We start from the raw sequence: 16471 nt of genomic DNA, 5'->3' as shown, positions 1-16471 counted from the left end.
ACGTGACATGGGTTGAACGTGACGCGCGCCACACGGAGGCGAGGATCAGGCGCTGGCGGAGAGCTCCGCGGGCCGGATTGTCAGTGCCTCCGCATAGCGTTGCAGCAGCAACTCGGCGAGGTCGGGGGACGCGCCGATGGGCGAGGCGACGGCGGGGATGCCCGCCGTCGCGGCCTGGTCCGCGATGCGGTCCGGGAGCAGGCCGGGGGCCAGCAGGTAGAGGGCGACGGCAAGGCGCCGCAGCCCCTGGGCGCGCAGGGTGGCCGCCGCGTCGGCCACCGACGGGGGCGCGGCGGAGGCGTGCGCCACGGCCACGCCTCCCCAGCCCGCCGCGCGGGCCCACGCGGCGGCGGTCGCCCGCGTCGCGGCGTTCGCCGTCGGATCGGAGGAGCCGGCGGAGGCGAGGACGATGCCGGTGTCGGCGGCGGGCCGCACGCCCACCTCGGCCAGGCGGCGCTCCAGCGCGCGCCACAGCAGTGGGGAGGGGCCGAGCACCTCGGCCAGGTGCACCTCGAGCCTCGGCAGCCGGGCCGCGGCCTCGCGCAGCACACCGGGGATGTCGGTCTTGGCGTGGAAGGCGCGGGCCAGCAGCATCGGCACGGCGACGACCGGCCCGTCCCCCTCCTCGGCCAGCTGCTCCAGGGTGCGCGGGATGCGCGGGGCGCAGTGGTCGAGGTAGCCGACGCGCACATCCAGGCCCGGGCGCAGCGCGCGGGCCTGGAGGACGAGGGCGTCCATGGTCGCGGCGTGCCGCGGGTCGCGGCTGCCGTGGGCCAGGAGGAGCAGGCGGGCGGTCATCAGCTCACCGCTTGGCGGCCAGCAGGCCGCGCGAGCGCAGCACGCGTCGCTCGATCGGGTTGAAGATGAGCAGTTCGATGCCGATGCCGACGAGCAGGATCAGGATGATGGTGGCCAGGACCCCGGGCATGTCGAGGTTCTGCCGGGAGAACTCCAGCTGCGCGCCCAGGCCGAGGCCGAGCGCGGGGGAGCTGGCGATGAGTTCGGCGGCCATGAGGGAGCGCCAGGAGAAGGCCCAGCCCTGCTTGAGTCCGGCGACGTAGCCGGGCAGGGCGGCGGGCAGCAGGACGTGGCGGATGCCGCGCAGGCCGGTGGCGCCGAGGGTGCGGCCGGCGCGCAGGTAGATCGGCTGCACCTGGTCGACGCCGGCGACCAGGCCGTTGGCGATCGAGGGCACCGCGCCGAGCAGCACGACGGCGTAGATGGTGGCGTTGGACAGGCCGAACCAGATGACGGCGGCGGGCACCCAGGCCACCGAGGGGATCGACTGCAGGCCCGAGAGGATCGGTCCGATCGCGGCCCGGACGGGCTTGACCCGGGCGACGAGCAGGCCGATCGGCGTGCCGATGAGGACGGAGATCAGGAACCCGAGCACACCCCTGGAGAGGGAGGTCCAGATGACCGAGAGGATGGTGCCCTGGAGCCACTGCTGGCGCAGGCTGTCCCAGACGTCCAGCGGGCTGGGCAGCAGGTCCGGGCGCTTGAGGTGGGCGGAGTATGCGAGCTGCCAGACCACCAGCACGAGCGCGATGGCGATCAGCGGCGGCAGCACCTTGCCGGTGAACACCCGGATCAGCGGGGTGCGTTCGACGGTCTGGGTCTCGAGCGCGTCCAGGCCGGCGCTGATGTCGGAGACGTCCGAGGCGGTGCCGGGCGCCGCGTCCGCGGGCTTGAGGTCAGTGCTGGACATGGCGGCGGATCTCCCCTCGGAGCTTGTCGGTGATCTCCACCGCGAGGTCGGCCACCCCGGCCGACTCGATACGCCGCGGCTGCGGCAGGTCGATGGCCCACTCCTGGGCGATGCGCCCGGGGCGGGAGGAGAGCAGCACCACGCGCTGGGCGAGGCGGACGGCCTCGCGCACGTTGTGGGTGACGAACAGGACGGACAGATTCGTCTCTTCCCAGATCTGAATGAGCTCCTCGTGCAGCACGTCGCGGGTGATCGCGTCGAGCGCGGCGAAGGGCTCGTCCATCAGCAGCACCTTGGCGTCCTGGGCCAGGGCCCTGGCCATGGCGACGCGCTGGCGCATGCCGCCGGAGAGCTCGTGGACGCGCTTGCCGTGGGCGCCACCGAGGCGGACCAGCTCCAGCAGGCGCTGGGCCTCCGCGCGGCGCTCGCCGCGCGGGACGCCGCGCAGGCGCAGCGCGAGCTCGATGTTCTGTCCGGCGGTCAGCCACGGGAAGAGCGCGTGCTCCTGGAACATCAGCGCGGCGCGCCCGCCGGGCACGTCGATGCTTCCGGCGGTGGGCTGGTCCAGCCCGGCGACGAGGTTGAGCAGGGTGGACTTGCCGCAGCCGGAGGCGCCGAGCAGGCAGACGAACTCGCCCGGGGCGACGTTCAGGCTGATGTCGTCCAGGACGACATGGGCCGCGGCGTTGCGGCCGAAGGACTTGGTGACGTGGTCGAGCCGGACGGCGGTGTCGACCACGGGGGTGGCCTCGGTCAGCAGGGCGGTCATGCGGTCACCTCCTGGTACTGGCTGCGGATGGGAAGGGGCTGCGGTAAGAAACGGGGAGGGCTGTGGCCGGGGGCCGCCCCGCGCCGCCTGACTGGGCATCGACGCAGAGCGGAGCGGCTCCCGGAGTCGGTGGGGCTACTGCGCGCCGAGGCCTGCTGCCGAGACGGCGGGCTTGCCCTCGGCGGCGAGGACCTGGTTGAGCAGGCTCAGGTCGTAGATGCCGGTGAGGCTGGGCTGCTTGATGAACCCGGCCGTCACGGCGTGCTGGGCCTCGGCCTGCAGGGAGGACGCGAGCGGGTCGTCGGTGACGGTCAGCTCGCTCCAGGCGGCGTCGAGCACCTTGGCGGGGAGCGCCTTGCCGGTCAGGGTCTTGAGGGCGGCGTTGGCGTCCTGCTTGGCCTGGGCGGGGTTGGCGGTGATCCACGCGTTGGTGTCGACGGAGGCCTTCAGCACGGCCTTGACCACGTCCGGGTGGGCCTTGAGGAAGGTCTGCGACACGATGACGTTGGTGGAGACGAACTTGCCGCCCGGCCACAGGGACTTCTCGTCCACCAGCACCTTCGCGCCCTCCGAGACCAGCTTGGAGGCGGTGGGCTCGGGCACCCACGCGCCGTCGATCTGGCCGGCGGCGTAGGCGGCGGGCGTGAGGGAGTTGTCGGTGCGGATGACGGAGACGTCACCGGCGCCGGTCTTCGGGTCCTCCTTGTAGCCCTTGCCCGCCAGGAAGTTGAGCAGGGCGACGTCCTGGGTGTTGCCCGCCTGCGGGGTGGCGATCTTCTTGCCCTTGAGGTCCGCAACGCTCTTGATCGTGGCCGGGTTGACGACCAGCTCCGCGCCGCCGGAGGTGGCGCCGGAGATGATCTTCAGGGCGCTGCCCTGCGACTTCACATATCCGTTGATCGCGGGGGAGGGGCCGATCCAGGCGATGTCGATGGCGCCGGAGTTGAGCGCCTCGATCTCGCTCGGGCCGGCGTTGAAGATCTGCGTGGCGATCTTCGTGCCGCCCACGGCCTGCTGGAACCGGCCGTCCTGGATGCCGATCAGCGGCGTCGCGTGGGTCAAGTTCGCGAAGTAGCCGATGTGCACGGTGCCGGCGGACAGGGCCGGGCCGGAGGCGCTGGAGGTGGAGCCGGTCGAGTTGTCAGAGGAGGTCGACGCGGCCTGGGAGCCGTAGCCGCAGGCGCTGAGCAGCCCGGCGGCGGTCACGGCGACGGCCCCGGCCAGGGCAGCGCGTCTGATCCTGGTCGAGCGGGGCGAACGGGTGCGGTGCGACATGGGAGAAGTTCCTCACGGTGACGAGTGGCGAATTCTTCGGACAGGCGGTGCGGCTGCGTGCCAACGCGGGGTGGGCCCTCGCGTCAGCGGCACATGAGACGACACGCGCCGATGGCGCCGCGGCCGGCCCCGAGCGCGCCGCTGCCGACGCGCCCGCCTTCCTTCGCGAAGAGCGAGTAAGCCTCGCCACTCATCGTGTGACTACCCTTCATCGGAGCCGACGTCGACCGTCGAAGCTCAGAACGCCTCGCCCGCCATGCCGGCGGTGAGGGTGGTGCCGTCGGCCTGGTCGATCAGCAGGAACGAGCCGGTGCGGCGGTTGCTGCGGTAGTCGTCCAGGGCCAGGGGCTCGGCGGTGCGCAGCACCACACGGCCCAGGTCGTTGACGTTCAGGCTGCCCGGGCTGGGCACCTGCTCGAGCGTGTCGACGGAGATCGCGTAGGGGATGTCCTTGACGATCGCCCGCACGGTGCGGGTGGTGTGCTTGAGCAGCACCTTGTCGCCGACGCGCAGCGGGCGCTCGTTGAGGTGCGCCACCGTCGCCACGACGTCCTGGGTCGGCTCGGGAGCAGGCCCGGCCGCGATCAGGTCGCCACGGGAGATGTCGATGTCCTCGGCCAGACGGACCGTCACCGACTGCGGCGCCCAAGCGGTGTCGCGCTCCTCGCCGAGCACGTCGAGCCCGGCCACCGTGGTGGTGATCCCGGCCGGGAGCACGGTCACCTGGTCACCGGTGCGCAGCACGCCGGAGGCGAGCTGGCCGGCGTAGCCGCGGTAGTCGCGGTGCTCGGCCGACTGCGGGCGGATCACGAACTGCACCGGGAACCGGGCCGGCTCCTCGCTCGGGTCGGAGCCGACCGGGACGGTCTCCAGGTGCTCCAGCAGCGTCGGGCCGCCGTACCAGTCCATGTTCGCGGACGGCTCGACGACGTTGTCCCCGGCCAGCGCGCTGATCGGGATCGCGGTGACGTCCTTGACGCCCAGCGAGGCGGCGTAGGCGCCGAACTCCTCGGCGATCGCGGCGAAGACGGGCTCGGCGTAGTCGACCAGGTCCATCTTGTTGACCGCCAGCACCACGTGCGGCACCCGCAGCAGCGCGGCGACGGCCGCGTGCCGGCGGGTCTGCTCGACGACGCCGTTGCGGGCGTCGACCAGCACCACGGCGAGCTCGGCGGTGGACGCGCCGGTCACCATGTTGCGGGTGTACTGCACGTGCCCGGGGGTGTCGGCCAGGATGAACCGGCGCCGCGGGGTGGCGAAGTAGCGGTAGGCGACGTCGATGGTGATGCCCTGCTCGCGCTCGGCCCGCAGGCCGTCGGTGAGCAGCGCCAGGTCGGGGGCCTCCTGGCCGCGCTTGCGCGAGGCGTGCTCGACGGCCTCCAGCTGGTCGGCCAGCACCGACTTGGAGTCGTGCAGCAGCCGGCCGACCAGGGTGGACTTGCCGTCGTCGACGGAGCCGGCGGTGGCGAAGCGCAGCAGCGAGGTCGCGGCCAGCTCCGCGGCGGCCGCGGCGTCGGGGTGGGTGGTGCTGGTCATTAGAAGTACCCCTCGCGCTTGCGGTCTTCCATGGCGGCCTCGGACATCTTGTCGTCCGCGCGGGTGGCGCCACGCTCGGTCAGGCGGCTGGCGGCGATCTCGGCGATCACGGCGTCGATGGTGTCGGCGTCGGAGTCGACGGCGCCGGTGCAGGACATGTCGCCGACCGTGCGGTAGCGCACCAGGCGCCGCTCGACCGTCTCGCCCTCCTTGGGGCCGCCCCAGTCACCGGCGGTGAGCCACATGCCGTTGCGGGCGAAGACGTCGCGCTCGTGGGCGTAGTAGATCTCGGGGAGCTCGATCTTCTCCCGCTCGATGTACTGCCACACGTCCAGCTCGGTCCAGTTGGACAGCGGGAAGACGCGCACGTGCTCGCCGACCGCGTGGCGGCCGTTGTAGAGCGACCACAGCTCGGGGCGCTGACGGCGCGGGTCCCAGGCGCCGAACTCGTCGCGCAGCGAGAAGACGCGCTCCTTGGCGCGGGCCTTCTCCTCGTCGCGGCGGCCGCCGCCGAAGACGGCGTCGAAGCGGCCCGTCTCGATCGCGTCCAGCAGCGGCACCGTCTGCAGCGGGTTGCGGGTGCCGTCCGGGCGCTCGCGCAGCCGGCCGTTGTCGATGAACTCCTGCACCGAGGCGACGTGCAGGCGCAGGCCGTGCTCGGCGACCGTGCGGTCGCGGTAGGCCAGCACCTCGGGGAAGTTGTGCCCGGTGTCCACGTGCAGCAGCGCGAACGGCACCGACGCCGGCGCGAACGCCTTCAGCGCCAGGTGCAGCATGACGATGGAGTCCTTGCCACCCGAGAAGAGGATCACCGGGTTCTCGAACTCGCCCGCCACCTCACGGAAGATGTGGACGGCCTCGGCCTCCAGCACGTCCAGGTGCGAGAGCGCGTAGGGATTGTCCTGCGCGGCGGTGGTGGGCAGGGAGATTGCGGTGGTCACGCCAGTCCCCTCTCGGTCAGCAGGGCGTGCAGGGCGGCGGCGGACTCGGCCACCGTCTGGGTGTGCGCCTCGATGCGCAGATCGGGAGAGGCCGGAGCCTCGTACGGGTCGTCCACGCCGGTCAGCCCGGAGATCTCCCCGGCCGCCTGCTTCGCGTACAGGCCCTTCACGTCGCGCTCCGAGCAGACCTCGACCGGCGTGGCGACGTGCACCTCCAGGTAGTTGGTGTGCTTGGCCGCGTGCCGGGCGGCGACCGCGGCGCGGGACTCCCCGTAGGGCGCGATCACCGGGGCGAGGACCTTGACGCCGTTGGAGGCCAGCAGCTCGGCGACGAAGCCGATCCGCTGGATGTTGGTGTCCCGGTCCGCGCGGGTGAAGCCGAGACCGCGCGAGAGGAACTCGCGGATCTCGTCGCCGTCGAGGATCTCGACACGGTGGCCCTCGGCGCGCAGCCGCTCGGCCAACGCTGTGGCGATCGTTGTCTTCCCGGCGCTGGGCAGGCCGGTCAGCCACACGGTGGCGCCGCAGGCCTGCACGGCGGCTGCCGTGGGGCTCGCCGGTGCGTCAGCTGTGGTGGTCATGAAGGTCTGCTCCAGACAGGGGATCAGTGGGAGAAGGGACAGGAAGTCAGAGGTGGATGCCGCACTCGGTCTTGCCGGCGCCGGCCCAGCGGCCGGAACGGGCGTCCTCGCCCTCCAGCACCCGGCGGGTGCAGGACTCCGGCGAGCAGCCGATCGACGCGTAGCCGTCGAAGAGCAGCGGGTTGAGCAGGATGCCGTTGGCCGCGACGTAGGCGTCCACGTCCTCCTGCGTCCACCGGGCGATCGGGGCGATCTTGACCTTCTGCCGCTTCGGGTCGTACGCCACGACCGGGGTGTTCGCCCGGGTGGGGGACTCGTCGCGGCGCAGGCCGGTCGCCCACGCGTCGTAGCCGGCCAGGCCCCGGTTCAGCGGCTCGACCTTGCGAAGCTTGCAGCACAGGTCCGGGTCGCGGTCGTGGAGCCGCGGACCGTACTCGGCGTCCTGCTCGGCCACGGACTGACGCGGGGTCAGCGTGATCACGTTGACCGGCATGGTCGCCGCCACCGCGTCGCGGGTCCCGATGGTCTCCACGAAGTGGTAGCCGGTGTCCAGGAAGATCACGTCGATGCCGGGCAGCGCGGTCGAGGCCAGGTGCGCGACGACGGCGTCCTCCATGGAGGAGGTCACCGCGAGCCGCCGCCCGAAGGTCTCGGCGGCCCAGCGCATGATCTCCTGCGCGGAGGCCTCCTCGAGCTCCACCGCGGCACGGGTGGCCAGGGCCTCCAGCTGCTCGGCGGTGTAGGCGGGTTCAGTCTCGGTGGTCATCGGTGTCTCCCCCGGTCGCGGTAGAGGCTGAGGACGAGGCCGACAGCAGGCCCAGGAACTTCACCGCGAACGCGCGGCGGCAGGACGCGCACTCCCAGGCCCCGTGCCCGCCGGTCTCGCTCGGGCGCAGGTCCTCGTCGCCGCAGTAGGGGCAGTAGAAGGGCGCGGCACGCTCGCTCATGACAGCTGCTCCTCGCTGGCCCGGGTGGTCCACTGCGCGAAGCGCTCGCCCTCCTGGCGGTCCGCCAGGTAGCGGCGCAGCACGCGCTCGACGTAGTCGGGCAGACCGTCCTTGGTCACCTTCAGGCCGCGGACCTTGCGGCCGAACCCGGCCTCCAGGCCCAGCGCGCCGCCCAGGTGCACCTGGAAGCCCTCGACCTGCTGGCCGTTCTCGTCGGTGACGAGCTGGCCCTTGAGGCCGATGTCGGCGACCTGGATGCGGGCGCAGGCGTTCGGGCAGCCGTTGATGTTGATCGTCAGCGGCTCGTCGAACTCCGGCAGGCGCGCCTCCAGTTCGTCGATCAGGGAGCTGCCGCGCTCCTTGGTCTCGACGATGGCGAGCTTGCAGAACTCGATGCCGGTGCAGGCCATGGTGCCGCGGCGGAACGGGGACGGGGTGACCCGCAGGTCCAGCGCCTCCAGGCCGGAGACGAGGGACTCGACCCGGTCCTCGGTCACGTCCAGCACGATCATCTTCTGCTCGGCGGTGGTGCGCAGGCGGTCCGAGCCGTGCTCGGCGGCCAGGTCGGCGACCTTGGTCAGCAGCGAGCCGTCGACGCGGCCGACGCGCGGCGCGAAGCCGACGTAGAAGTTGCCGTCCTGCTGCCGGTGCACGCCGACGTGGTCGCGCCAGCGCTCGACCGGCTCGGCCGGGGCGGGCCCGTCGACGAGCTTGCGGTGCAGGTACTCGTCCTCCAGCACCTGGCGGAACTTGGCCGGGCCCCAGTCCGCCATGAGGAACTTGAGGCGGGCGCGGTTGCGCAGCCGGCGGTAGCCGTAGTCGCGGAAGATCGAGATCACGCCGACGTGGACGTCCGCGACCTCGTCCAACGGGACCCAGGCGCCCAGGCGCTCGCCGAGGCGCGGGTTGGTGGAGAGGCCGCCGCCGACCCAGAGGTCGAAGCCGGGACCGTGCTCGGGGTGCTCGACGCCGACGAAGGCGACGTCGTTGATCTCGTGGGCGACGTCCAGCAGCGGGGAGCCCGAGATCGCCGTCTTGAACTTGCGCGGCAGGTTGGAGAACTCGGGGTTGCCGATCACGCGGCGGTGGATCTCCTCCAGCGCCGGGGTGCCGTCGATGATCTCGTCGGCGGCGATGCCGGCGACCGGCGAGCCGAGGATGACGCGGGGAACGTCGCCGCAGGCCTCCGTCGTGGACAGGCCCACGGCCTCCAGCTTCTGCCAGATGGCCGGCATGTCCTCGATCCGAATCCAGTGGTACTGGATGTTCTGCCGGTCGGTCAGGTCCGCGGTGCCGCGCGCGTAGGTCTGCGAGATCTCGCCGATGGTCCGCAGCTGGGCCACGGTCAGCCGGCCGCCGTCGATGCGGACGCGCAGCATGAAGTACTCGTCCTCGAGCTCGTGCGGCTCCAGGATCGCGGTCTTGCCGCCGTCGATCCCGGGGCGGCGCTGGGTGTACAGCCCCCACCAGCGCATACGTCCACGCAGGTCGTTCGGGTCGATGCCGTCGAAGCCGGTGTGCGCGTAGATCGTCTCGATCCGCGTCCGCACATTGAGACCGTCGTCGTCCCTCTTGAACTGCTCGTTGCCATTCAGCGGCGTGAAGTGACCGGCAGCCCACTGGCCCTCGCCGCGGTGGCGGGTCACCTTGCGCTTCGGCGTGGAGGAGGCGGGGGTGGCGGCCATGGAGCGTCCTTCGGCAGTTGGTTCGGGGCCTGAGCGGTAGTCTCAGCAGTGGTTCCCGGACCGGCGCTACGGCGCTGACCTGCACGAGGGTGCGTGCGGCGCGACGGCGACCCGGCCTGGGCGACGTGTTCCGCGCGTCGGCGCGCGGGCGTCGGGCTTGCTGTCGGTGGGGCGGCAGGGGTATCAGGTCACCGGACAGATGGCGCTGGACATGCGGCCGAGGTCGACGTGGAGTCGACCGACCAGGGCAGTTCCGGCACCAGACATGGCAGAAGCGTCGCACGCCGAACTTTTCGCAGTCCAGCGCCTTCCGACATGTGGACAAAAGTGTCCCGAAGACTGGGATTTCACGGGAGTGCCGATGCGGCCGGAGGGCCCGAACGCCCATATTGGCCCTCGTGTTCCGATCTGCAAGACGAGGGCGTCCACTATTCGGAAGATCACCCGGATGCGGAGTCGGCCGATCCGGCGGCGCCCCGGACCTCCGACGCGCCCGGAGAGATCGGCGAGACCCCCGTGGGCCGATAGGTTTGCACCGTGCAACCTGCAGGCGAACCCTCACCCAAAGCCCGGCATCGCGCCCACGGCGGTCGGCGCGCCAACCGCCGACGGGTCGGGGGCACCTACGGGCCGATCGCCTGGAAGCTGATCAAGGACACCACCAACGTCTGTGTCGAGTATCGCGTCACCGGGCTCGCCGCCGAGGTCGCCTTCTTCACGCTGATGTCCGTCCCGCCGCTGCTGCTCTGCGTCGCCGGCACGCTCGGCTACCTCAGCCAGGGCGTCATCGCCAAGCTCGAGGCCGACATCCTGCGCGCCGCGAGCACCTTCCTGTCGGCGAGCTCGGTGCACCAGACCGTGCAGCCGCTGCTGAACAGCGTCTTCAGCAGCGGCCGCCCCGACCTGATCTCCATCGGCTTCCTGCTGGCCCTCTGGTCCGGCTCGCGTGCGCTGTACGTCTTCGTCGACACCGTCACGATCATGTACGGGCTGGAGGACCAGCGCGGCATCGTGCACACCCGGCTGCTCTCGCTCGGTCTCTACATCGTCGCCCTGATCGTCGGCACGGTGATCGGGCCGCTGGTGATCGCCGGACCGGACCAGATCGTCGCCTGGTTCCCCGCCACCGCGGACATCGTCCACGTCCTGTACTGGCCGGGCGCGATCCTGCTCTCGGTGGTCTTCATGACCACGCTCTACCACGTGGCCGTGCCGGTGCGGACCGCCTGGAAGGAGGACCTGCCCGGCGCGATAGTCGCGCTGCTGGTCTTCTTCGTCTGCAGCATCTTCCTGCGCCTCTACCTCGTGCACTCGGTCGAGGGCCCGACCGTCTACGGCTCGCTGGCCGCGCCCGTCGCGGTGCTGCTGTGGATCGGGGTCATCGCGCTCGCGGTGCTGATCGGCGCCGCCATGAACGCCGCCATCGACCGGATGTGGCCGACCCGCGAGACCGCGCAGGCCCGCGCGGAGAACGAGAAGGCGCGCGAGGAGGAGGCCATGGAGGTCATGCGGCGCGCCGAGGCCCGCCGCGCGGCCACCCGCAACCGTGCCGCGAACCCGCCGCCGACCGAGGGCGAGGGCGAGTCCGACATCCCGGCGGAGTACCCCGAGCGCTGGGCGGACTTCCTGCCGCACAAGGACCTGCGCGGGCGCATCCAGTCCAAGGGCGACCGGCGCCGCCGCTACCCGTCGCCCTTCGAGGGGGAGCAGCAGGACGAGGAGGGGGAGCAGAAGTAGAAATCCCTTGGCCCTCGTCCCCGGCCCGGCGGTAGCGTCTGAGCAGGAGCCACGGAAGGCCGTGGCCGCGGAAGCCGAGGAGGTGAGGAAGCGATGAACACCGAACTGACCACCGAGCAGTCGATCATCCACTTCACGCCTCGAAGGGCTTCCTTTGTCTTCCACCACTCCCCTTGACCTCTCCCGCTACGGCTGGGACGAGGACTGGCGGGCCGCCTTCGCGCCGTACGCGGCGCAGGGCCTGATCCCCGGCCGGGTCGCCCGGGTCGACCGCGGCCTGTGCGACGTCGTGACCCCGCGCGGCACGCTGCGCGCCGACACCGCGCTGGTCACGCCGCGCGACCCGGTGCGCATCATCTGCACCGGCGACTGGGCGGCCGTCGCCGAGGGCGCGGCCGAGATCGGCTACCAGGTCCGCACCCTGCTGCCGCGCCGTACCGCGGTGATCCGCACCGGCGCCTCCAAGCGCTCGGAGGGCCAGGTGCTCGCCGCCAACGTCGACACCGTCGTCATCGCGGTCTCCCTCGCCGTCGAGCCGGACCTCGGCCGCGTCGAGCGCTTCCTCGCGCTCGCCTGGGAGAGCGGCGCGGACCCGCTCGTCGTGCTGACCAAGGCCGACCTCGCGCCCGACGCGGACCTGATCCGCGCGGACGTCGAGGGGGCCGCGCCCGGCGTCCCCGTCCACGTGGTCAGCGCGACCGACGGCGCGGGCGTGTCCGCGCTGCGGGCCGCCCTCGGCGCGAGCACGGTGCTGGTCGGCCAGTCCGGCGTCGGCAAGTCCACCCTCGCCAACGCGCTCACCGGCGTCGAGGCGATGGACGTCCGGGCCATCGGCGTCGACGGCAAGGGCCGGCACACCACGACCACCCGCGAGCTGCTGACCCTGCCGGACGGCAAGGGCGTCCTTATCGACACCCCCGGCCTGCGCGGGGTCGGCGTCATGGACGCGGAGGCCGGGCTGCAGCAGGTCTTCGCCGACGTCGAGCGGCTGGCCGCGGAGTGCCGCTTCGCCGACTGCGGCCACGACGGCGAACCCGGTTGCGCGGTCCAGCGTGCCCTCGACGAGGGCGAGTTGTCCTTCCGCCGACTGGACAGCTACCGCAAGCTGCAGCGGGAGAACCTCCGCATGGCGGCCCGCAGCGACGCGCGCCTGCGCGCGGAGCTGACCCGCGTCTGGAAGCAGCGCGGCCGTACCGCCCGCGCCAACCGGCGTCTCTGAGACGCCGGTTCCGGCCGGATCAGCAGGCGCAGGAGATGCCGGAGCGGGGAGCGGTGAGGTCGTCGATCGGCCGCTGCTCCTCGCCCCGCGCGGACTCGAAGGCGAAACCCTCACGGACCCAGTACTCGAAGCCGCCGATCATCTCCTTGACCGGGTAACCGAGGCGGGCGAAGGCGAGGGCGGCGCGGGTGGCGCCGTTGCACCCGGGGCCCCAGCAGTAGGTGACCACCGTCGTGGACGGGTCCACCAGGGTCGGCGCGAGCTCCGCGATCCGGGCGGTCGGGATGTGGATCGCGCCCGGAATGTGGCCCTGTGCCCAGGCGGCGTCACTGCGCGAGTCGACCACCACCACGCCCCCGACGCCGGCGGCCAGGTCGGCGTGCACGTCGGAGACGTCGGCCTCGAAGGCGAGCCGGGCGGCGTAGTGGGCGGCGGCGACGGTCGGGTCGGCGGCGGGCACGGAGAGCACGGCGCTTGCGGTGGCGGTCGTCGTCATGGCTGGGGTCCCTCTCGATGGGTCGTCTGCTGCGGTGCCTTCATTCTCGCGAGGCGCCCGACGCCGCCACGAGTGGCGTGAACGCCCCTGACCATCAAGATCCCGCCAGCGCCCACCCTGTCACTGTCGTGTCCGATTCCCGCCAGTGCGTCGGCCGCCGATGCCGCAGACTGGAGGGCGTGAGGATGCACGAGGACGCCTGTTACCGGGCGGTGAGCAGCAAGGACGCACGACTCGACGGCGTGTTCTACTCGGCCGTGCGGACCACCGGCATCTACTGCCGGCCCAGCTGTCCCGCCAGAACCCCCAAGCGCGAGAACATCGACTTCTACCCGACCGCCGCGGCCGCCCAGGCCGCCGGCTTCCGCGCCTGCCGGCGCTGCCGCCCCGACGTGGCACCCGGCTCGCCGGAATGGAACCTGCGCGCCGACCTGGTCGGCCGCGCCATGCGCCTGATCGCCGACGGAGTCGTCGACCGCGAGGGCGTCGCGGGCCTTGCCGCCCGGCTCGGCTACAGCGAACGCCACCTGACCCGCGAGCTCCACGCCGAGCTCGGTGCCGGACCGCTCGCCCTCGCCCGCACCCAACGCGCGCAGACCGCGCGCCTGCTGTTGCAGACCACCGACCTCGGCGCGACGGAGGCCGCGTTCGCCGCCGGCTTCTCCAGCGTGCGGCAGTTCAACGACACGATCCGCGAGGTCTACGCGATGACCCCGACCGAGCTGCGCGCCCACCAGGGCCGACGCAACGTCGTGCACGGCGTGATCCCGCTGCGGCTGGCGCACCGTCAACCCTTCGACGCGGCCGCCGTCTTCGACTTCCTGGCGCTGCGTGCGGTGCCCGGCGTCGAGGAGGTGGTCGTGCGCGAGGGCGGTGGCGGCGCCCGCACCTACCGGCGCACCCTCGCCCTGCCCGGCGGCTCCGGCGTGGCCGAGGTCGACGAGCCGGCCAAGCCCCAGGGCTGGCTGGACGCACGGGTGCGGCTGGGCAACGTCCGCGACCTGACGGCCGCGGCGCAGCGCCTGCGCGCGCTCTTCGACCTCGACGCCGACCCGGAGGCCGTCGCCGAGGTGCTCGGCGCGGACCCGCACCTCGGTCCGCTCGTCGCCAAGCGCCCCGGACTGCGCTCGCCCGGCCACGTCGACGCCCACGAGCTCGCCGTCCGCGCGGTCCTCGGGCAGCAGGTCACCGTCGCGGCGGCCCGCACGCTGGCCGGACGTCTCGCCGCCCGCTACGGCGTGCCGCTGCCCGAGGCCGGCGGCGGGCTCACCCATCTGTTCCCCTCGACGGCGAGCCTTGCCGAGGCCGACCCCGCCGATCTGGCCATGCCGCTCGCGCGGCAGCGCGCCCTGCGCGGCCTGTGCGCGGCGCTGGCCGACGGCACCGTCCGACTCGACCCGGGCGTCGACCGCGACGAGGCCTCCGCGGCACTGCTGGCGCTGCCGGGCATCGGCCCGTGGACCGTCAGCTACGTCCGGATGCGGGCGCTCGCCGACCCCGACGCCTACCTCCCCACCGACATCGGCGTGCGCCACGGCCTGCGCGCCGCGGGCTCGACGGCCGAACCCAGCAGCGACGGGTGGCGGCCCTGGCGCTCCTACGCGGTGCACCACCTCTGGGTCGCCGCGGGCGAGGCCGCGGCCGCGGAACGCGCCCTCAGGCCCGCCAAGACCTCAGCGAAAGCGAGCAAGTGATGACCCGTTACACCACCATGGACTCCCCGCTGGGCCGCCTGCAGCTCACGGCGGACGAGGACGGCCGGCTCACCTCCGTCTACGCGCCGGTGCAGAAGGGCCGCGCGGTGGAGCCCGATCCCTCCTGGACCCGCGACCCGGACCTCCTCGCGGACGCGGTCGCCCAACTCGGCGAGTACTTCTCGGGCGAGCGCAAGGAGTTCGACCTCGCGCTCGCCCCCGCCGGCACGGAGTTCCGGCAGCGCGTCTGGCACGCCCTGGACGACATCCCCTTCGGGGCGACGGTCACCTACAAGGAGCTGACGCAGTCGGCGGGCCTGCCGCCCACCTCCGTCCGGGCGGTTGCCGGCGCGGTGGGCGCCAACCCGCTGCTGATCCTCCGGCCCTGCCACCGGGTCGTCGGCAGCGACGGCTCCCTGACGGGCTTCGCCGCCGGCCTGGAGGCGAAGCAGACGCTGCTCGGGATCGAGAGCGACTGACGGAGCCCCGCGCGCCTACGCGGCCGGCGGGTTGTCCTCGCCCAGGGCGGCGGCCAGGTTCTCCAGGCCCGTCAGGGCGTTGAGGACGGCCGCGCTGTCCTCGGGGGCCAGCGTCGCCAGCGCCGCGGCGAGTCGGCGCTCGTGGGCGCGCTGCCAGTCGCCGAGCTGCCGGTGGCCCGCGTCGGTGAGGCCGATGCGGGCCGTCCGGCGGTCGCCGGGGTCGTTCTGGCGGTCGACGAAACCCGCGTCGAGCAGACGGCCGACCAGGCCGCTGACGGTGTTGGGGGCGAGGCGCTGCCGCGCGGCGAGCTCCCCGACGCGGAGCGGGCCCGTCTGGGCGAGCGTCTGCAGGAGCTCCACCTGCGCCATCGGCAGGGCCTCCCACGGGTAGTCCGTGCGGATGCTGCTGCGCAGGGCGCGGCGCAGCCGGGTCACCGCGTCGGTGAGGCGCTGGACCTGGGCCGTCTCCACGGGCTGACCCGACGGCGAGGACGCCGGGGACGCCGGGGCGGCATGATCGACAGGTTCTGGCATGGGCGAAGCCTAACGGGCGACCCAGCCGCGCTCGTACGCGTGCCAGCCCAGCTGCAGACGCGTGCTGACTCCCGTCAGCGTCATCAGGCGCTGGACGCGTCGCTGGACCGTGCGCAGGCCCAGATCCAGCTGCTTGGCGACGCTGGCGTCGGTGAGGCCGGTCAGCAGCAGCGAGACGATCTGCAGATCGACGGGGTCCGGCTGGTCCGCGTCCACCTCGACCGTGCCCGGGAGCTCGGAGCTGAACCGCACCGGGGAGGCCGACTGCCAGCACTGCTCGAAGAGCCCGACCAGCGCCTCCAGCAGCCCTGGCGCGCGCACCAGCAGCGCCGCCGGCTCGCCGGGCGTACCGAGGGCGAGCAGCGGGACCATGGCGAGCCGGCGGTCGGAGACCATCAGCTTGGTCGGCACCCGCTCCGCGACGCGGACCTGCTGCCCGCGCTCCAGCGCGAGCGCGAGCGCGTCCATGACGGGCGCGTCGGCGAGCCGGTCGCGGGAGAGCACCGTCCGGTGGGTGACGCCGCGGGCGACGATCACGTCCTCGGCGCCGTTCTCCTCGGGCGACACCGCGACGGGCGTCTCGGTGACCAGGGCCAGCAGCTCGTTCTCGGTGCCGAGCTGGATCTGCTCGAACCGGTGCCGCAGCGCGGAGACGCCGGAGACCACCTCGACCAGGTCGGCCGCGCCCGCCGTGGCCGCTCCGGTGCGGCGGTACTCGTCCGCGAGCAGCTCGACGACCCGCTCGGCCTCGTGCAGTTCCTGCCGCCGCTGCGACAGCGCGGGCGCGAGCGCGACGCCGGGCGGCGCGGCCACGTAGTGGTCGGCGAGCGAGGCCGACACCGCGGCCAGCCCGGCGGCCTCCAGCTCCGC

At 72.8% G+C, this 16471-nt stretch carries 18 protein-coding genes; 4 read left to right on the top strand and 14 right to left on the bottom strand.

Going from position 1 to position 16471, the window contains the following annotated elements:
* Positions 1 to 45 precede the first annotated feature (45 nt).
* The 11 genes from DN069_RS16485 to DN069_RS42610 all read right to left on the bottom strand — a co-directional run bounded on the left by DN069_RS16485 (position 46) and on the right by DN069_RS42610 (position 9709).
* A complete protein-coding gene (locus DN069_RS16485) occupies positions 46 to 798 on the bottom strand; it encodes a sirohydrochlorin chelatase (protein WP_111501757.1) in 753 nt (250 codons plus the stop codon).
* Between the two features lie 4 nt (positions 799 to 802).
* Complete coding sequence (locus tag DN069_RS16480) at positions 803 to 1708, bottom strand: ABC transporter permease (protein ID WP_111501756.1); 906 nt, start codon at positions 1706 to 1708, stop codon at positions 803 to 805.
* Positions 1695 to 2477, bottom strand: a complete 783-nt coding sequence (locus DN069_RS16475) for an ABC transporter ATP-binding protein (protein ID WP_111501755.1) — start codon at positions 2475 to 2477, stop codon at positions 1695 to 1697. The genes DN069_RS16480 and DN069_RS16475 overlap by 14 nt, the downstream gene beginning before the upstream one ends.
* 135 nt (positions 2478 to 2612) lie before the next feature.
* The gene (locus tag DN069_RS16470) at positions 2613 to 3752 is read right to left on the bottom strand and encodes an aliphatic sulfonate ABC transporter substrate-binding protein (protein ID WP_111501754.1); all 1140 of its coding nucleotides are present in this window, start codon (positions 3750 to 3752) and stop codon (positions 2613 to 2615) included.
* A 237-nt stretch (positions 3753 to 3989) separates the two neighbouring features.
* Complete coding sequence (locus tag DN069_RS16465) at positions 3990 to 5288, bottom strand: sulfate adenylyltransferase subunit 1 (protein WP_111501753.1); 1299 nt, start codon at positions 5286 to 5288, stop codon at positions 3990 to 3992.
* On the bottom strand, positions 5288 to 6229 hold the full coding sequence (cysD, locus tag DN069_RS16460; protein WP_111501752.1) for a sulfate adenylyltransferase subunit CysD: 942 nt from the start codon (positions 6227 to 6229) through the stop codon (positions 5288 to 5290). The genes DN069_RS16465 and cysD overlap by 1 nt, the downstream gene beginning before the upstream one ends.
* Positions 6226 to 6810, bottom strand: coding sequence for an adenylyl-sulfate kinase (gene cysC / locus DN069_RS16455; RefSeq protein WP_111501751.1), 585 nt, complete (start codon positions 6808 to 6810; stop codon positions 6226 to 6228). The genes cysD and cysC overlap by 4 nt, the downstream gene beginning before the upstream one ends.
* A gap of 46 nt (positions 6811 to 6856) precedes the next feature.
* Positions 6857 to 7576, bottom strand: coding sequence for a phosphoadenylyl-sulfate reductase (locus tag DN069_RS16450; RefSeq protein ID WP_111501750.1), 720 nt, complete (start codon positions 7574 to 7576; stop codon positions 6857 to 6859).
* On the bottom strand, positions 7560 to 7757 hold the full coding sequence (locus DN069_RS16445) for a hypothetical protein (RefSeq protein ID WP_111501749.1): 198 nt from the start codon (positions 7755 to 7757) through the stop codon (positions 7560 to 7562). The genes DN069_RS16450 and DN069_RS16445 overlap by 17 nt, the downstream gene beginning before the upstream one ends.
* Positions 7754 to 9442 (bottom strand): nitrite/sulfite reductase, encoded by a 1689-nt coding sequence (locus DN069_RS16440; RefSeq protein WP_111501748.1) that lies wholly within the window; start codon positions 9440 to 9442, stop codon positions 7754 to 7756. Before DN069_RS16440 ends, DN069_RS16445 begins: the two co-directional genes overlap by 4 nt.
* A 183-nt stretch (positions 9443 to 9625) precedes the next feature.
* Entirely contained in the window at positions 9626 to 9709 is an 84-nt protein-coding gene (locus DN069_RS42610) for a putative leader peptide (protein WP_332262522.1), read from the bottom strand.
* 270 nt (positions 9710 to 9979) lie between these two features.
* On the opposite strand from DN069_RS42610, the gene DN069_RS16435 reads away from it, so the two are divergent.
* Positions 9980 to 11179, top strand: a complete 1200-nt coding sequence (locus DN069_RS16435) for a YihY/virulence factor BrkB family protein (RefSeq protein ID WP_243639314.1) — start codon at positions 9980 to 9982, stop codon at positions 11177 to 11179.
* Between the two features lie 154 nt (positions 11180 to 11333).
* On the top strand, positions 11334 to 12398 hold the full coding sequence (gene rsgA, locus DN069_RS16430; protein ID WP_111501747.1) for a ribosome small subunit-dependent GTPase A: 1065 nt from the start codon (positions 11334 to 11336) through the stop codon (positions 12396 to 12398).
* A 19-nt stretch (positions 12399 to 12417) separates the two neighbouring features.
* Here the strand turns inward: rsgA and DN069_RS16425 are convergent, their stop codons facing one another.
* Positions 12418 to 12894, bottom strand: a complete 477-nt coding sequence (locus DN069_RS16425) for a rhodanese-like domain-containing protein (RefSeq protein WP_111501746.1) — start codon at positions 12892 to 12894, stop codon at positions 12418 to 12420.
* Positions 12895 to 13079: 185 nt separating this feature from the next.
* Between DN069_RS16425 and DN069_RS16420 the strand changes: the two genes are divergently transcribed.
* Both DN069_RS16420 and DN069_RS16415 read left to right on the top strand, forming a co-directional pair.
* The gene (locus DN069_RS16420) at positions 13080 to 14588 is read left to right on the top strand and encodes an AlkA N-terminal domain-containing protein (RefSeq protein WP_111501745.1); all 1509 of its coding nucleotides are present in this window, start codon (positions 13080 to 13082) and stop codon (positions 14586 to 14588) included.
* Positions 14588 to 15067 carry a methylated-DNA--[protein]-cysteine S-methyltransferase gene (locus DN069_RS16415; RefSeq protein WP_111501744.1) on the top strand — a complete coding sequence of 160 codons (480 nt, stop codon included), beginning with the start codon at positions 14588 to 14590 and terminating at the stop codon, positions 15065 to 15067. Before DN069_RS16420 ends, DN069_RS16415 begins: the two co-directional genes overlap by 1 nt.
* Positions 15068 to 15082: 15 nt before the next feature.
* Here the strand turns inward: DN069_RS16415 and DN069_RS16410 are convergent, their stop codons facing one another.
* Together DN069_RS16410 and DN069_RS40080 are read right to left on the bottom strand one after the other, a co-directional pair.
* Positions 15083 to 15601, bottom strand: a complete 519-nt coding sequence (locus DN069_RS16410; RefSeq protein WP_111501743.1) for a MarR family winged helix-turn-helix transcriptional regulator — start codon at positions 15599 to 15601, stop codon at positions 15083 to 15085.
* Between the two features lie 9 nt (positions 15602 to 15610).
* A partial coding sequence (locus tag DN069_RS40080; protein WP_111501742.1) for a helix-turn-helix domain-containing protein occupies positions 15611 to 16471 on the bottom strand: 861 nt, incomplete at its 5' end.

It is taken from the genome of Streptacidiphilus pinicola, from assembly GCF_003258295.1.
GTDB classification, from domain to species: Bacteria; Actinomycetota; Actinomycetes; order Streptomycetales; family Streptomycetaceae; genus Streptacidiphilus; species Streptacidiphilus pinicola.
The sequence above is the reverse complement of the archived record's forward strand: the minus strand, read 5'-3'. Positions and strand labels throughout refer to the sequence as shown.

Excerpts from the sequence above, each read along its gene's own strand:
- DN069_RS16485 (WP_111501757.1), bottom strand. The coding sequence starts at position 798 with ATGACCGCCCGCCTGCTCCTCCTGGCCCACGGCAGCCGCGACCCGCGG.
- DN069_RS16480 (WP_111501756.1), bottom strand. The coding sequence starts at position 1,708 with ATGTCCAGCACTGACCTCAAGCCCGCGGACGCGGCGCCCGGCACCGCC.
- DN069_RS16475 (WP_111501755.1), bottom strand. The coding sequence starts at position 2,477 with ATGACCGCCCTGCTGACCGAGGCCACCCCCGTGGTCGACACCGCCGTC.
- DN069_RS16470 (WP_111501754.1), bottom strand. The coding sequence starts at position 3,752 with ATGTCGCACCGCACCCGTTCGCCCCGCTCGACCAGGATCAGACGCGCT.
- DN069_RS16465 (WP_111501753.1), bottom strand. The coding sequence starts at position 5,288 with ATGACCAGCACCACCCACCCCGACGCCGCGGCCGCCGCGGAGCTGGCC.
- cysC (WP_111501751.1), bottom strand. The coding sequence starts at position 6,810 with ATGACCACCACAGCTGACGCACCGGCGAGCCCCACGGCAGCCGCCGTG.
- DN069_RS16450 (WP_111501750.1), bottom strand. The coding sequence starts at position 7,576 with ATGACCACCGAGACTGAACCCGCCTACACCGCCGAGCAGCTGGAGGCC.
- DN069_RS16445 (WP_111501749.1), bottom strand. The coding sequence starts at position 7,757 with ATGAGCGAGCGTGCCGCGCCCTTCTACTGCCCCTACTGCGGCGACGAG.
- DN069_RS16440 (WP_111501748.1), bottom strand. The coding sequence starts at position 9,442 with ATGGCCGCCACCCCCGCCTCCTCCACGCCGAAGCGCAAGGTGACCCGC.
- DN069_RS42610 (WP_332262522.1), bottom strand. The coding sequence starts at position 9,709 with ATGTCTGGTGCCGGAACTGCCCTGGTCGGTCGACTCCACGTCGACCTC.
- DN069_RS16425 (WP_111501746.1), bottom strand. The coding sequence starts at position 12,894 with ATGACGACGACCGCCACCGCAAGCGCCGTGCTCTCCGTGCCCGCCGCC.
- DN069_RS16420 (WP_111501745.1), top strand. The coding sequence starts at position 13,080 with ATGCACGAGGACGCCTGTTACCGGGCGGTGAGCAGCAAGGACGCACGA.
- DN069_RS16415 (WP_111501744.1), top strand. The coding sequence starts at position 14,588 with ATGACCCGTTACACCACCATGGACTCCCCGCTGGGCCGCCTGCAGCTC.
- DN069_RS16410 (WP_111501743.1), bottom strand. The coding sequence starts at position 15,601 with ATGCCAGAACCTGTCGATCATGCCGCCCCGGCGTCCCCGGCGTCCTCG.